Raw genomic sequence first — 13,723 nt, 5'->3', positions numbered from 1 at the left:
GAGATGACCGGCCCGCTTTCATGGTCAATCGTCGACGACCGTGCCGACCACGGCACCGCCCACGCCGCCAACCGCCGCGCCCTTCTCAACATCGCCGCCGGTGGCTGCCGCGACACCTGCGCCGCCTGCACCGCCGAGTGCAGCGCCCTTGAGTGTTGAGCAGCCCGCCATGGTCGTGGCGGCGGCGATAAGCATGGTGGTCGCGAAAAGCGTGCGCATGTTCGTCTCCTGTTGATGTGGATCAACAGATCTACGAACGTAGGGCGATCATGTTCCTGCAATTACGGGCAGGTAACGGTCCAGTCAGCGCCCGCGCCAGATTCGCAGCCGTTGCGACGCCGCGCGGCCGCCCTGATGCGCCGGGCAGTTCCGGTAACCGAAGCGCGTGTCGAGGCAGAGCCACACCTCGTCCAGCCAACCTGCGCGATTGGCGGTCACGCGAAACATCGCCGGTGACAGGCCCGGATTGGCGCGCGCAAACGCTTGGCTGAACTGACCCACTGTGAGCCCGCGGCGGCGCGACAGCGCCTCCATATCCGGATAGCGAAGCCGGGCGAACAAACGCGATGCCTGATTGAAATAGGCGCCGGGTGAAATGCCCATGCAGGTGCCGTGCTTTGCATATTCATGCTGCAGCAATTGCGCGGATGGCGTGACGCAAAGATTGCGGCGGATCACCTGCTCGCTCAGCACCGGGGCGCTCCGGCAATATTGCGGCCATTCCCGCCCGCGCCCGTCGGGCCACAGGCCGTGGAGCGTGAAGCCGAACCGATTGCCATTGCCGCATTGCATCCGGGACGAGGCGCGCCCGCTGGCCTCCCTGCAGAATTGCGGGCTCCAGCTGATCGCCAAGGTGTAGCTGCCGATCGGCAGGACGCGCCGCGGCTCACGCGCGGTCGGGCCCTCTGCACGCGGCGTGGGCACCTCCGCAGGAAGGGCGCAGCGATAAGCCTGGGCGGAGGCGACGCCCGGCATCAACGTTGCCGCAGCGAACAGCGCAAGACGCTTCACCGGGCGATCTCCCCATGATCGTCAGCTTCTTCGCCATGGAACCAGACCGACGTATCGGAACGGAAGAGACAGATGATCGCCAGCACCTGAAGCGCCCAAGCGACTGCGCCCAACGCGCCTTCAATTCCGCCGGGATAGCTTCCCGTCAGCACCGAAAAGGCGAGCGACGCCGCACCCAGCGCGAACAGAACAACCAGGATCCAGCGGGCCACGTTGCTCGCCCGCCGCGCGACCATGTACCACAGGGCCAGGTTGATGACGTTGCCGATCACGATCGAGCCGATCATCACGGTGGGGCTAAGCGGCTGGCCCGCCGCCGCGACATCCAAGCCGTTCAGGATCAGCAGCGAATTGACCAGCCCGACCACGATCGCGGCCAGGAACAGGCGTTCAAACCAGATTATCGATGTTGGCCGCATACGAATCCCCCATGTTGCTGGCGACGATAGCCGGGCCGCAATCCGTCGCCAATCAGGCGAGCGCCAGATCGAGGCCGATGTCGGCGGCGGGCGCCGACTGGGTCAGGCGCCCCACGCTGACATAGGTCACGCCGGTTTCGGCGATGGCGCGGATGGTATCCAACCGGACGCCGCCCGATGCCTCAGTGGGCACGCGCCCGCCGACCATTGTCACTGCTTCGCGCAACATTGGCGGTGCCATATTGTCCAGCAGCAAATGGGTTGCGCCTGCCTGCAAGGCAGGTTCGATCTGGTCGAGCCGGTCGACCTCGACGATGATGCGTTCGACTCCAGCGGCGACGGCGCGGCCCACGGCAGCCTCGACCGATCCCGCGACGGCGACGTGGTTGTCCTTGATCATCGCGGCGTCCCACAATCCCATGCGATGATTGGTCGCGCCGCCCATGCGTGTGGCATATTTCTCAAGCAGGCGCAGGCCCGGCAGCGTCTTGCGCGTGTCGAGCAGGGTGGTGCCGGTGCCCGCGATCGCGTCGACATATTGCCGGGTCATGGTGGCGATGCCTGACAGATGTTGCACGGTGTTTAGCGCCGAACGCTCCGCCGTCAGCAGCGCGCGCGCGCTGCCGGAGACGCGCAACAGATCGCTTCCCGCCTGGACCGCGTCACCGTCCTCGACCAGACGCTCGATTGTCACGTCGGGGTCGAGCGCCCGAAAAAATGCCTCGGCAATGGGCAGCCCCGCGACCACGATCGCATCGCGGCTGTCCATGACACCGTCAAAGCGCGCCTCGGCCGGGATGACGGCCTGCGACGTCACGTCGGTGCCGGGGCCAAGATCTTCCGCCAGCGTGGAACGCACAAAGCTGCTGAGGTCGAATGTCTCAAGTCCGTTCATGCCACTCCGCCTATCGTTATCCGATCAAGCTGCCAACGTGGCTCAATCAAGGTCTTCGCCCGGATCGACGCCCCACAATCGCGACTGTTCGACGAAACCCCCGCGTCCCTTGACGTCGAAATAGCACCAGCCGCGCGCGCACCGGCTGATCCGCCCGACCACGCCGGGCGCCGCGCGCCACACGATGTCGCCGCCGGTGGAGGGGCTGTCGCGAAGCTCAGCGATGCCGCCATGCACGATGGCGGTGCGCGCGGCACTAAGCAGCCCGACCTGCATCCAGCCCTGTGTACCGTCCGGGTCCTCAACCTTGCGCCAGTCGCGATAGATGTCGACAACCTTGATCGGAAGGTCGGCACGGACATAAAGCCAGTTGGCGGGATAATTGCGCCCCGGCCCCGTTCGCATTCGCGCCTTGGAGGCGGCGATGGAGGCATAATAAGGCGGTTTGCGCGTTTGCGCTTCGATCGTGGACAATCCCGCGCACGCCACGGCGCTGGCGGCGATCATGCTGGTCCATCGGTGAAAGCTGCGCATCGTTCCCGCCTTGTTGAAGATCCCCCGTAACGCGAAGCGGCGGCAGGCATCAATGGCGTTGACTGCCCGAAATGCGCGCGCCAAGCCATGTGATATGGCAGACCCTGCGCGACCGCCCCGCCCAAAGCGTCCCCGCGTGATTGTGACGCGCCGCTTGCCCGATCCCGTGACTGCGCGGATGGGCGAATTGTTCGACCTTGTGCCCAATGATGACGACCATCGTTTTTCGCAGGAAGAAATGGCGGCGGCGATGGCGGACTGTGACGTGCTGGTCCCCACGGTTACCGACGTGATCGACTCAGAGATGATCGCCGCCTGTGGGGAGCGGCTTCGGCTGATCTCGAATTATGGCGCGGGAGTGAACCATATCGACCTGCGCGCGGCGCGGGCGCAGCGCATCACCGTCACCAACACGCCGGGTGTCCTGACCGAAGACACGGCGGACATGACGATGGCGCTTATCCTGTCGGTGCCCCGCCGTCTGGCGGAGGGCGAAAAGCTGGTCCGGTCGGGCAACTGGACTGGCTGGAGCCCGTGCGCGATGTTGGGGCATCGGATCGGGGGCAAACGGCTGGGGATCGTCGGCATGGGTCGGATCGGACAGGCGGTTGCCGCACGTGCCCGTGCGTTCGGACTGTCGATCCATTATCACAACCGACGGCGCCTGCCCGCCGTGCTGGAAGGGCAACTGGCGGCGACGTGGCACCACGATCTGGATGCGATGCTGCGAGAGATCGACATTCTGACGATCCACACGCCGCTAAATGCCGATAGCAACAACCTGATCGACCGGCGCCGGATCGGTCTGTTGCAGTCGCATGTCTACCTGATCAACGCCTCACGCGGTGGGATCGTCGACGAAACGGCGATGATCGAGGCGCTTGAGGGCGGAAGGCTGGCGGGTGCCGGGCTGGATGTGTGGCAGTTCGAGCCGGAGATCAATCCGCGTCTGCTGGCGCTCCCTAATGTCGTGATGACGCCGCATATGGGCTCGGCGACAATGGAGGGGCGTGTCGCGTCGGGGGAGAAGGTGATCGCCAACATCCGCGCATGGGCCGACGGCCACCGCCCGCCCGATCAGGTACTGGAAGGCTGGACCTGAAGCGCCGCCAGCCACGCCTCCATCATCGCCCGGCCGGCCGTGACCGCCGCAGGGCCATGGCGGGCATGATCCGCGCGCATTGATGCGGGGTTGGTGCCCGCTTCCTTCAGATAATCGACGTCTTCCATCCACTCCTCGAAACAGGGATCGTCACCCATCTCCGGGTGGAACTGGACCGCCATCAGATTGGCGCCCCGACGGAACGCCTGATGGGTGTAATTTCGGGTGGAAGCCAGCAATTCCGTACCTTCCGGCAGGTCGAACGTATCGCCATGCCAGTGCAGTATCGCCCGGTCTGCCAGATAGTGAAGCGGAGACTCGATACCCGCCGGGGTCAGCGTGATTGGCGCGAAGCCGACCTCCTTGACCGTGCCGGGATAGACGCTTGCCCCCAGCGCGGCGGCGATCATTTGCGCGCCCAGGCAGACGCCAAATGTCGGCAGATTGCGTGCCAGCCGCGCGGTCAGTCGCTGAATTTCACCGGCAATCCATGGGTTGTCGTCATGTTCGTAAACGCCCATCGGCCCGCCCATCAGGATCAGCAGGTCCGGCGCAAGAAAATCGGCGGCGGCAAAGTCGGAGCTGCCGACCGCCACTTCCGCAAGCGAATAGTCCGCCGCCTTGATCGGCTGGCGCAGGCCTGCAATGCCCTCGCACGGGGCATGACGCACGACCAGCGCGCGCTTGTCCGGTTGTGACTGGGAAACGGCCGTCATGCGTTCAACAGACGCAGGATGCCGTGGGCCTGCTCCATGCCCGATTGCGGCACCTTTTCACGCGCACGATCTGTGATCTGATGCCAGTGCGCGGCCACTCCCTCCGGCGACAGAGCATTGCCATCCAGCCGGGCGCCCTCGGTCAGGGTCAGATAGGCGGCTTGGAACACGCCAGCACCGGCGCCGACGATCGCATTGCTGGGCGCATCCTCGCTCACCAGATAAAGCGCGGCGGGTGCGACGCTTTCGGGGGTGAAGCGGGCAAATGCCTCCGCCGGGAAAATGTCCTCGGTCATCCGCGTTCCAGCCGTGGGTGCGATGGTGTTGACACGAATGCCATATTTGGCGCCCTCAAGATGTAGCGTGCGTGCCAGGCCAACCAGGCCCAGCTTGGCGGCGCCGTAATTGGCCTGCCCGAAATTGCCGTAAAGACCGCTGGACGATGCGGTCATCAGCACCCGGCCATAACGCTGGTCGCGCATCGTCTCCCACACCGCCTTCGTGCAATTGGCGGAGCCGATCAGATGGACGCGGAGCACGAATTCGAAATCCGAAGGGTCCATATTCGCGAAGCTCTTGTCACGCAGGACGCCGGCATTGTTGATCAGAATATCGACGCTTCCGAACCGATCGCGTGCCTGTTCGACCATCGCGGCCATCGCGACATAATCGGTCACGTCGCCGCCATTGGCGAGCGCTACGCCGCCCTCGGCCTCGATCTCCGCCACCACTGCTTCCGCCGCCGCCGATGCACCAGTGCCGTCACGGCTGCCGCCCAGGTCGTTTACGACGACCTGCGCCCCGCGCCGGGCAAGCTCCAGCGCATAGGCCCGGCCCAGCCCGTTGCCCGCGCCGGTAACGATGGCGGTGCGGCCGTCAAAGCGGATGCTCATGGCGATGGTCTCTCCCGTTACGATTGCCGGACGATTGCTATCGGGCCGGCGCCAATACGAAAAGAGGCCCCGACATCGCCGGAGCCTCGTTTCGCTGGCTAATCAGCTAAAGATCAGCCGCCGCGCTGGCGGCAGCCATCCGTCTGACCCTTTTTGCAGATCGGATACTCACCTTTTGGCGCTGGCGGCGGAAATGCCTGGCTGGGCGACATCGATGGCTGGACACGCACGGTCGCGCCCGGTTGGGCCATGCCCGACATGGGCGGGGTGGAGGGCATGTAGCCGCCCTTGGTCTCGGTCGCACCGGTGCCGGTCATCGGCTGGCCGTTCATCGGCTGCTGCTGCGTCGACATGTCGCCCTGCATGGGCTGTGCCGTCGGGGCGGGCGTTGCCGTCGCTGGCGGAGTTTGTCCCATCGTGCTGCCAGCCGGGGCGGTCTGGGGCGACATGTTCTGGGCGTATGCGGCGCCGCTCATGGCAAGCGCCGCGGTCAAAGCGATGAGCTTCATTACGAACTCTCCTCGTACCAAACGCGCTGGGGTCGCGCGCTTCGGCCCCATGAACGTCTGGGCTTGAGAAGGTTTCCTTTGTTTCGATCCCGGTTCAGCCTTCACCGCACCGGTGCGCTATTCTGTCGCGGTCAGTTGCCCGCGTCCAGTGCATAGCCCGCTGACCGGACGGTACGGATAATATCGGGCCGCTCACCGATGTTGATCGCCTTGCGAAGCCGACGGATATGCACGTCGACAGTCCGGCTCTCGATATCGCTGTCGTGGCCCCAGACCGCGTCAAGCAACCGCTCCCGCGAAAAGACCCAGCCGGGATGCTCAAGAAAATGCTTCAACAGCCGGAATTCGGTGGGACCAAGCGGGATCACCTCGCCGCCGCGCCGGACCTTATGACCGACGGTATCCATTTCGATGTCGGAATAGGTGAGCTGCTCGCCCGCCAGCGCCGGGCGGACCCGGCGCAGCACCGCGCCGACGCGCGCCACCAGCTCGCGCGGTGAAAAGGGCTTGGTCACATAATCGTCGGCGCCGGTTTCCAGCCCGCGAACCCGGTCCTCTTCCTCGCCGCGCGCAGTGAGCATGATGATCGGCACATTGGCGGTTTCGGGCATGCGGCGCAGACGGCGGCACACTTCGATGCCCGACAAGCCTTCAACCATCCAGTCGAGCAGGACGATATCGGGCGTTGCCTCCTTGGCCAGCAACAGTGCCTCTTCGCCGTCCGGGGTCTGCTTGACCTCGAAATCCTCACGCTTGAAATGCCATGCCAGCAGTTCGGCAAGCGCGGCATCGTCCTCGACCAGCAACATTTTCACGCGGGCCATCATGGCTTCCTTCAATTGGCGCGATCGCGTTCGACCAGTGTCTCACCGGTCGCGGCGTAATAGACCATCTCGGCAAGGTTGGTGCACTGGTCACCGATGCGCTCAAGGTTCTTGGCGATGAACAACAGGTGGGCAGCCTGGCTGATGGAGGCGGGATTCTCCATCATGAAGGTGACCAGCGCACGGAAGATCGAGTTGTAGAAGTCGTCGACCGCGCGGTCGCGCTCCCCGATCGATTCGGCCAGCGCGGCATCGCGCGCGGCAAAGGCATCAAGCACGTCGTGCAGCATGTCCGCCGCGACACCCGCCATGGCGGGCAGAACCGACAGCGGTTCGATGTGCTTTGCATGTTCGACATCGGCCACACGCTTGGCGATGTTCTTGGCATGATCGCCAACGCGCTCCAGCACATTGGCGATCTTCATCCCCGCCAGCACTTCGCGCAGGTCATCGGCCATCGGCGCGCGTAGCGCGATCAGCTGGACGGCTAGCCGCTCGACCTCGCTCTCCAATGCGTCGATGCGCTTGTCGCCCTCGACCACCGCAGCGGCAGCTTGAAGATCGTGGCGAACCAGCGCCTCGATCGCCTTGCCGATGGCTTCTTCCGCCAGTCCGCCCATCTGGGCGACCAGACCGCGAAGCTGGCCCAGTTCGTCGTCGAAAACCTTGACCGTGTGTTCGTTCATAGCGTGGTTCCTGACCGGCGCCGCGGCTTATCCATAGCGGCCGGTGATATAGTCCTTGGTCCGCTCCTGGCGCGGATTGGTGAAGATCTCTGACGTCACGCCATATTCGACCAGCGTGCCCAAATGGAAAAAGGCGGTGCGCTGCGACACGCGCGCGGCCTGCTGCATGTTATGGGTCACGATGACGATCGCGTATTTGCCGCGCAGTTCGTGGATCAACTCCTCGATCTTCGCCGTCGCGATCGGGTCGAGCGCGCTGCACGGTTCGTCCATCAGAATGACTTCCGGATCGACCGCAATCGCGCGTGCGATGCACAGACGTTGCTGTTGCCCGCCCGACAGCGCGGTGCCGGAGTCGGACAGGCGGTCCTTCACCTCGTTCCACAAACCCGCGCGGGTCAGCGACTGTTCGACGATCCGGTCCATGTCGCCCTTGCCGGTGGCAAGCCCGTGGATGCGCGGGCCATAGGCGACATTTTCGAAGATCGACTTGGGGAAGGGGTTGGGCTTCTGAAACACCATGCCGACGCGGGCGCGCAGCTGCACTACGTCCATCGCGGGGGCGTAGATGTCTTCGCCGTCCAGCCGGATGTCCCCTTCGACCCGCGCCGAAGCAACGGTGTCGTTCATGCGGTTCAGCGTCCGCAAAAAGGTCGACTTGCCGCAGCCCGACGGCCCGATAAAGGCGGTGACATTGTCCATGTCGACATCGATCGACACGTCGTCGATGGCCTGTTTCTGGCCATAGAAGACGTTGACGTTGCGCGCCGACATTTTCGGCGTGGCGGTTGGAGCGGGACTGAGCATCACCAGCGGGTCTCGAAACGGTTGCGGAGATAAATGGCGAGTGCGTTCATCGCGAGCAGGAACACCAGCAAGACGATGATCGCGGCGGAAGTTTTTTCGACGAAACCGCGGCTGACCTGATCGGACCAGAGGAAGATCTGTACCGGCAACACCGTGGCCGCGTCGGTCAGGTCGCCGGGCGGCGTGGCGATAAAGGCGCGCATGCCGATCATCAGCAGCGGTGCCGTCTCACCCAATGCGCGGGCCATGCCGATGATCGTGCCCGTCAGGATGCCGGGCAGCGCCAGCGGCAGGACGTGATGAAACACCACCTGCACCCGGCTGGCGCCGACGCCCAGCGCCGCGTCGCGGATCGAAGGCGGGACGGCCTTGATCGCATTGCGACCGGCGATGACGATGACCGGCATGATCATCAATGCCAATGTCAGACCGCCCACCACCGGCGCCGAACGCGGCATGTTGAAGGTGCCCAGAAAGACCGCCAACCCCAAAAGGCCGAAGATGATCGACGGAACCGCCGCCAGATTGTTGATCGACACTTCGATCAGGTCGGTCCAGCGATTACGCGGCGCATATTCTTCAAGATAGATGGCTGACAATACGCCGATCGGAAACGCCAGGCCCAGCGTGACCGCCATGGTCAGCAACGACCCCTTAAGTGCACCCCAGATGCCGGCCCCCGACGGATCGGTCGAATCCGCCCCGGTCAGGAACGTCCAGTTGAAACCGCTGGTCAGCGCGCCCGCACGGTCGAGCTGTGCGACCATGGCTTCCGCCTCCGCGCTACCCGCGTCGGTCGCGGCTTCATGCACATCGGCTGAGGCGGGGACGGTGATGACGGTCCGGCGCGTCAGCATGTCGGGGTCGCTCTTGATCGCTTCGCGTACCGTGACCCACGCGCTCTCGGCGATGACACGCTCGCCATCTTCGCCAAAGGCCTGCACGGCGGCAGCACCCACGGCGTTCTGAAGCCCGGCACCAGCCAGCGCCAGATCGGCGCCCGCGCGGCTCAGCTGCGCCGGTTCCACATCCAGGGCAATGGCCGGGAAATCCAGCGGCAGGCGAACCTCGGTCCGGCTGAAACCGGCGATGCCGTTCGACATCATCGTCCACAGCAAAAACGCCAGAAACGCAGCCGACAGGGTGACCGCCGCCAAGCCCAGCAGCCGAAAGCGCCGTTCGGCCGCATAGCGCCGACGGATACGGCGTTGCATCGCCGTGCCGCGCCAGTCGGTAGGCGCGCGTTCGGGGGCTGCGGTCTTATTCATAAGCTTCGCGATATTTCTTCACCACGCGCAGCGCGACGATGTTGAGCAGGAAGGTGATGGCGAACAGCGTCAGACCCAGCGCAAAGGCGGCCAGCGTCTTGGGGCTGTCAAACTCCGCCTCGCCGGTCAGCAGGTCGACGATCTGCTTGGTGACCGTGGTGGCGCTGTCGAACGGGTTGAGACTGATCGTGGCGGCGCCCGATGCAGCCATGACGACGATCATCGTCTCACCAATCGCGCGGCTGACCGCCAGCAGGATACCCGCAACGACGCCGGGCAGGGCGGCGGGCAGCAACACACGGCTGATCGTTTCCGACCGCGTTGCACCCATGGCGAGGCTCCCGTCGCGCATGGCGCCCGGCACGGCGGCAAGCGCGTCGTCGGCCATCGAGCTGACAAAGGGAATGATCATCACGCCCATGACAAGCCCCGCCGCCAGCGCGCTTTCCGAACTGGCATAGGGCATACCGATCGCCACTGCGACCTGACGGATCGCCGGGCCTACCGTCAATGCAGCGAAGTAGCCGTAAACGACCGTGGGAACGCCAGCCAGAATCTCGAGAATCGGTTTCATCCAGATGCGCACGACGGGCGCGGCATACTGGGTCAGATAAATGGCGCTCATCAGGCCGAAGGGGATGGCGACCGCCATCGCGATGACCGCACCGATGAAGAAGGTGCCCCAGAACAGCGGCACCGCGCCCAGGTCCGCGCCCGGATCGCTGGCGCTGATGACCTGCGGCGACCAGTGGGTTCCGAACAGGAAATCGGTGATCGGCACGATCGAGAAGAAACGCGCGCTTTCGACCAGCAGCGACAGGAAGATGCCCAATGTGGTCAGGATCGCGATCAGCGATGCGACCAGCAGGATCAACATCACCCCGCGCTCAACCCGCCACCGCGCCCGGAATGCAGGGGCGATACGGCTGAAGGCATAGGCACCACCTGCGAACGCCAGCGCCAGCGCGATCCCGGTCCCGATCCAGGCATAGCGCGTCAGATAGGTGCGATAGACCGGCGCCAGCGTTTCCGACAGCGGGTTGAACGCACCGAGCGAAGGGTTGCGTGCGATCGCCCGCGCTTCCGCGAGGATCGCCGAGCGTTCGAAGGCAAAGTCGGGCAGGGCGGCCGCCTGTGCGCTGGCAAGCACGCCTTCCCGCGCCAGCTGTGGGCTGAGCCAGCTCCAAAAGGCGAGAAAGACGAGTGCCGGCACCGACACCCACATCGCAACATACCAGCCATGTTGACCGGGCAGTGAGTGCAGGCGTTCGCCGCCGCTGCCCTGCAGCCGAACCGCGCGGGCGCGCGCCGTCAGCCAGCCAATCAGGGCAAGACCAATGACAAGGAAAAACAGGGCCGATCCGGTCATCGTCGCTTATTCCAGCCCGGCGGGGTCAAGGGTCGTGCCCTTTGCCACGATCTGAGCCGCCCGTTCGCGCGCCGCGTCGGGGGCGGCGATCATGCCCTTGCGGACCAACGGGCCGTCGGGCGCCCACGCCTCGACATAATCGGTCAGGAACTCGCCCAGTCCGGGGACAGGTCGCAAATGACGCTTCTTCACATAGATGAACAATGGGCGGGCGCCGGGATAACGACCGCTGGCGATGCTGTCATAGGTCGGCTCGACCCCGTCGATCGGCACGCCGTTCAGTCGGCCCTTGTTCTCGTCCAGATAGCTGAAGCCGAAAATGCCGATGGCGTTGGGATTTGCATCCAGCTTCTGCACGATCAGATTATCGTTCTCACCCGAATCGACATAGGCCGAATCGTCGCGCACGCGCGTGCAGTTGCGAGCAAAACGGTCGCTGTCGTTTTCCTTCCACTCTGCAGCCCCCGGCACCACCGCTTCACAGGCGCGCGCCAGGATCAGCTCCGCCAGCGCATCGCGCGTACCGCTGGTTCCAGGCGGACCCATAACCTGAATGGGGATATGTGGCAGCGACGGGTTCACATCGGACCAGAAGCGCGACCGGTTGGGCTGGCCGCCGGGAAAAGCCGCAAGTGCACGATAAATGTCCGAGCTGCTGAGCGCCAGTTTAGGGCCGCGCGTCGATTCGGCGAAGGCGACGCCGTCCAGCCCGACCTGAACTTCCATGATCTCACTGACGCCGTTGGCGGCGCAGCTCTCGAACTCCGACTTCTTCAGCCGGCGGGACGCGTTGAGGATATCGGGATGGAGCGGGCCGATCCCGCCGCAGAACTGCTTGACGCCGGCACCCGTCCCGGTCGCCTCGATCACCGGCGCCTTGCGGTCGGGCCGCTTATTGCGGAACTGCTCCGCAACCGCCGTGGTGAACGGGTAAACAGTGGACGAGCCGACGATGCGGATTTCCTCACGCGCCGCGCCGCCTTCATCACAGGCAGTGAGCGCAAGGGCGAGAAACCCCGCGAGGGCAAAAGGTCGCAACATTCGAAACGGTCCCCCGGATGCGTGGAATTGGCCCCGCTATGGCCGGTAACATCCGATCGGCGTCCCTTTGTTGCATTGACGTTGCGATTTGATGACAGCGCCCCCGATCATTTCAAATCTGTCAGCCGCAGCCGAGCTTTACGATCCGCCCGGCAGTGTCGACCTCCACGTTCAGCCGGTCGGGCCGGAAGTCCATCGTCAGCGCCGAACCGGTCGTATAACGGCGGACATCGCGTGCGCCCGACGCTGTCTTGGCGCGGTCGATTGCCGCTTGGTCGGCCACTTCACCCACCAGATTCTGGATCGCCGTCGCATCGCATTGCGCGCCGCTTTCCGAACCGGATGACGAAACATCGGCACTGGTGGTCGGGGTGCAGGCCGTGCAGACGAGCAGGGCAATGGGTGCAAGGCGGATCATACAGGCTCCTCGGTCCGGGTCATGCGCAGTTTGCCGCCCTTTACGGCAAAACCCAAACGCCCTTCGACCAGTGCCAGGGCATCGCGGCCAAATTGTTCGAAGCGCCAGCCGTCCAACACGGCCAGCCCCTCACGCTGACCGGCCGCCAGCGCCTCAAGATCGTCGGAACGCGCGAGCAGGCGCGCAGCGACATTGATTTCCTTGGCGCGGATCTTGAGCAACAGCTTGAGCAGGTCGGCGACCAGCGCACCTTCCTTCCCGACCGAAGGCTTGCGGTCGTCGCGTGACGGCAGTTCGTCGCCCCGCAGCGGCACCGCGGTCTCCAGCGCCGCCATCAACCGACCGCCAATATCGTTTCCGCCCCAGGTGGCGGACAGGCCGCGCACCTTGGCCAGATCGCCCTGACGGCGCGGCGGGTTGGCGGCGAGGTCGGCAATCGTCTCATCCTTGACGATGCGCCCGCGCGGCAGGTCCTTGCCCTGCGCCTCGATCTCACGCCACCGAGCCAGTGCCTTCAGTCGTCCGAGCACGTCAGGCTTGCGACTGTTGATGCGAATACGCTGCCACGCCAGATCGGGATCGTTGAAGTAGTTGCCCGGATTGGCCAGCCGCTCCATCTCTTCATCCAGCCACAATCCGCGCCCGGTGCGGCGCAGCTTGTCCAGCATGCGCGGAAAGATTTTGGACAGGTGGGTCACGTCGGCAATCGCATAGTCGATCTGCCGCGCATCCAGCGGGCGGCGCGACCAGTCGGTGAAACGCGCGCCCTTGTCGACGGTGATACCCAGATAGCTGTCGACCAGATTGGAATAGCCGATCTGCTCCCCCTGGCCCAATGCCATCGCGGCGACCTGCGTGTCGAACAACGGGTGCGGGGTCTTGCCCGTCAGGTTGTAGATAATCTCGATATCCTGCCCGCCAGCATGGAAGACCTTCAGCACCTCCTCATTTTCGACCAGCAGGTCGAGCAGGGGCTGCAGGTCGATGCCCGGTTGCATCGGGTCGATCGCAGCGGCTTCGTTTTCGTCCGCGACCTGGATCAGGCAAAGCTCTGGCCAATAGCTGTTCTCGCGCATGAACTCGGTGTCCACCGCGATAAAGGGAGAGTTGGACAGGCGCGCGCAAAGATTGGCGAGGGCTGCATTGTCCTCGATCAGGCCGTGTATGTGCATCGCGGCTCCATAGAACCAAGTGCGCGCCTTGACAAAGAGGGAAGGGGGCGGGATGCGCG

General features: G+C 64.6%; 17 protein-coding genes. 1 reads left to right on the top strand and 16 read right to left on the bottom strand.

Going from position 1 to position 13,723, the window contains the following annotated elements:
* Positions 1-24: 24 nt before the first annotated feature.
* The 5 genes from ACAX61_RS00205 to ACAX61_RS00185 all read right to left on the bottom strand — a co-directional run bounded on the left by ACAX61_RS00205 (position 25) and on the right by ACAX61_RS00185 (position 2,859).
* Positions 25-219 (bottom strand): hypothetical protein, encoded by a 195-nt coding sequence (locus ACAX61_RS00205; protein WP_370712826.1) that lies wholly within the window; start codon positions 217-219, stop codon positions 25-27.
* An 84-nt stretch (positions 220-303) separates the two neighbouring features.
* Entirely contained in the window at positions 304-1,011 is a 708-nt protein-coding gene (locus ACAX61_RS00200) for a ribonuclease T2 family protein (protein WP_370712825.1), read from the bottom strand.
* Positions 1,008-1,430 (bottom strand): hypothetical protein, encoded by a 423-nt coding sequence (locus ACAX61_RS00195; RefSeq protein WP_370712824.1) that lies wholly within the window; start codon positions 1,428-1,430, stop codon positions 1,008-1,010. The genes ACAX61_RS00200 and ACAX61_RS00195 overlap by 4 nt, the downstream gene beginning before the upstream one ends.
* Positions 1,431-1,482: 52 nt before the next feature.
* Positions 1,483-2,325 carry a carboxylating nicotinate-nucleotide diphosphorylase gene (nadC, locus tag ACAX61_RS00190; RefSeq protein ID WP_370712823.1) on the bottom strand — a complete coding sequence of 281 codons (843 nt, stop codon included), beginning with the start codon at positions 2,323-2,325 and terminating at the stop codon, positions 1,483-1,485.
* Between the two features lie 42 nt (positions 2,326-2,367).
* Complete coding sequence (locus ACAX61_RS00185; protein WP_370712822.1) at positions 2,368-2,859, bottom strand: SH3 domain-containing protein; 492 nt, start codon at positions 2,857-2,859, stop codon at positions 2,368-2,370.
* 94 nt (positions 2,860-2,953) lie between these two features.
* Here ACAX61_RS00185 and ACAX61_RS00180 point away from each other — a divergent pair, with 94 nt between their 5' ends.
* Complete coding sequence (locus ACAX61_RS00180) at positions 2,954-3,961, top strand: 2-hydroxyacid dehydrogenase (protein WP_370712821.1); 1,008 nt, start codon at positions 2,954-2,956, stop codon at positions 3,959-3,961.
* Here ACAX61_RS00180 and ACAX61_RS00175 read toward each other — a convergent pair.
* From ACAX61_RS00175 to rnd, 11 genes are all read right to left on the bottom strand, one after another.
* Positions 3,937-4,677 (bottom strand): glutamine amidotransferase, encoded by a 741-nt coding sequence (locus ACAX61_RS00175; protein ID WP_370712820.1) that lies wholly within the window; start codon positions 4,675-4,677, stop codon positions 3,937-3,939. The genes ACAX61_RS00180 and ACAX61_RS00175 overlap by 25 nt on opposite strands.
* On the bottom strand, positions 4,674-5,570 hold the full coding sequence (locus ACAX61_RS00170) for an SDR family NAD(P)-dependent oxidoreductase (RefSeq protein ID WP_370712819.1): 897 nt from the start codon (positions 5,568-5,570) through the stop codon (positions 4,674-4,676). Before ACAX61_RS00170 ends, ACAX61_RS00175 begins: the two co-directional genes overlap by 4 nt.
* Before the next feature lie 113 nt (positions 5,571-5,683).
* Positions 5,684-6,079 carry a hypothetical protein gene (locus tag ACAX61_RS00165; protein WP_370712818.1) on the bottom strand — a complete coding sequence of 132 codons (396 nt, stop codon included), beginning with the start codon at positions 6,077-6,079 and terminating at the stop codon, positions 5,684-5,686.
* Positions 6,080-6,210: 131 nt separating this feature from the next.
* The gene (gene phoB, locus ACAX61_RS00160) at positions 6,211-6,903 is read right to left on the bottom strand and encodes a phosphate regulon transcriptional regulator PhoB (protein WP_370714853.1); all 693 of its coding nucleotides are present in this window, start codon (positions 6,901-6,903) and stop codon (positions 6,211-6,213) included.
* An 11-nt stretch (positions 6,904-6,914) separates the two neighbouring features.
* Positions 6,915-7,589, bottom strand: a complete 675-nt coding sequence (phoU, locus tag ACAX61_RS00155; RefSeq protein ID WP_370712817.1) for a phosphate signaling complex protein PhoU — start codon at positions 7,587-7,589, stop codon at positions 6,915-6,917.
* Positions 7,590-7,616: 27 nt separating this feature from the next.
* Positions 7,617-8,396, bottom strand: a complete 780-nt coding sequence (pstB, locus tag ACAX61_RS00150; protein WP_370712816.1) for a phosphate ABC transporter ATP-binding protein PstB — start codon at positions 8,394-8,396, stop codon at positions 7,617-7,619.
* Positions 8,396-9,664 (bottom strand): phosphate ABC transporter permease PstA, encoded by a 1,269-nt coding sequence (pstA, locus tag ACAX61_RS00145; protein ID WP_370712815.1) that lies wholly within the window; start codon positions 9,662-9,664, stop codon positions 8,396-8,398. Before pstA ends, pstB begins: the two co-directional genes overlap by 1 nt.
* Positions 9,657-11,033: a phosphate ABC transporter permease subunit PstC gene (pstC, locus tag ACAX61_RS00140; protein WP_370712814.1), complete on the bottom strand. Its 1,377-nt coding sequence runs from the start codon at positions 11,031-11,033 to the stop codon at positions 9,657-9,659. The genes pstA and pstC overlap by 8 nt, the downstream gene beginning before the upstream one ends.
* A gap of 6 nt (positions 11,034-11,039) precedes the next feature.
* Positions 11,040-12,074: a substrate-binding domain-containing protein gene (locus tag ACAX61_RS00135; RefSeq protein ID WP_370712813.1), complete on the bottom strand. Its 1,035-nt coding sequence runs from the start codon at positions 12,072-12,074 to the stop codon at positions 11,040-11,042.
* Positions 12,075-12,195: 121 nt separating this feature from the next.
* Positions 12,196-12,492, bottom strand: a complete 297-nt coding sequence (locus ACAX61_RS00130; protein ID WP_370712812.1) for an I78 family peptidase inhibitor — start codon at positions 12,490-12,492, stop codon at positions 12,196-12,198.
* Positions 12,489-13,664, bottom strand: coding sequence for a ribonuclease D (gene rnd / locus ACAX61_RS00125; RefSeq protein ID WP_370712811.1), 1,176 nt, complete (start codon positions 13,662-13,664; stop codon positions 12,489-12,491). The genes ACAX61_RS00130 and rnd overlap by 4 nt, the downstream gene beginning before the upstream one ends.
* Between the last annotated feature and the right edge of the window lie 59 nt (positions 13,665-13,723).

Origin of the sequence: Sphingomonas sp. IW22, assembly GCF_041321155.1 — a bacterium.
Classification (GTDB): domain Bacteria; phylum Pseudomonadota; class Alphaproteobacteria; order Sphingomonadales; family Sphingomonadaceae; genus Sphingomonas.
Note: the sequence above shows the minus strand (reverse complement) of the source record. Positions and strands in the feature narration are given on the sequence as shown.

Coding starts and splice junctions, on each gene's coding strand:
- ACAX61_RS00205 (WP_370712826.1), bottom strand. CDS start 219: ATGCGCACGCTTTTCGCGACCACCATGCTTATCGCCGCCGCCACGACC.
- ACAX61_RS00195 (WP_370712824.1), bottom strand. CDS start 1,430: ATGCGGCCAACATCGATAATCTGGTTTGAACGCCTGTTCCTGGCCGCG.
- nadC (WP_370712823.1), bottom strand. CDS start 2,325: ATGAACGGACTTGAGACATTCGACCTCAGCAGCTTTGTGCGTTCCACG.
- ACAX61_RS00185 (WP_370712822.1), bottom strand. CDS start 2,859: ATGCGCAGCTTTCACCGATGGACCAGCATGATCGCCGCCAGCGCCGTG.
- ACAX61_RS00180 (WP_370712821.1), top strand. CDS start 2,954: ATGGCAGACCCTGCGCGACCGCCCCGCCCAAAGCGTCCCCGCGTGATT.
- ACAX61_RS00175 (WP_370712820.1), bottom strand. CDS start 4,677: ATGACGGCCGTTTCCCAGTCACAACCGGACAAGCGCGCGCTGGTCGTG.
- ACAX61_RS00170 (WP_370712819.1), bottom strand. CDS start 5,570: ATGAGCATCCGCTTTGACGGCCGCACCGCCATCGTTACCGGCGCGGGC.
- ACAX61_RS00165 (WP_370712818.1), bottom strand. CDS start 6,079: ATGAAGCTCATCGCTTTGACCGCGGCGCTTGCCATGAGCGGCGCCGCA.
- phoB (WP_370714853.1), bottom strand. CDS start 6,903: ATGGCCCGCGTGAAAATGTTGCTGGTCGAGGACGATGCCGCGCTTGCC.
- phoU (WP_370712817.1), bottom strand. CDS start 7,589: ATGAACGAACACACGGTCAAGGTTTTCGACGACGAACTGGGCCAGCTT.
- pstB (WP_370712816.1), bottom strand. CDS start 8,396: ATGCTCAGTCCCGCTCCAACCGCCACGCCGAAAATGTCGGCGCGCAAC.
- pstA (WP_370712815.1), bottom strand. CDS start 9,664: ATGAATAAGACCGCAGCCCCCGAACGCGCGCCTACCGACTGGCGCGGC.
- pstC (WP_370712814.1), bottom strand. CDS start 11,033: ATGACCGGATCGGCCCTGTTTTTCCTTGTCATTGGTCTTGCCCTGATT.
- ACAX61_RS00135 (WP_370712813.1), bottom strand. CDS start 12,074: ATGTTGCGACCTTTTGCCCTCGCGGGGTTTCTCGCCCTTGCGCTCACT.
- ACAX61_RS00130 (WP_370712812.1), bottom strand. CDS start 12,492: ATGATCCGCCTTGCACCCATTGCCCTGCTCGTCTGCACGGCCTGCACC.
- rnd (WP_370712811.1), bottom strand. CDS start 13,664: ATGCACATACACGGCCTGATCGAGGACAATGCAGCCCTCGCCAATCTT.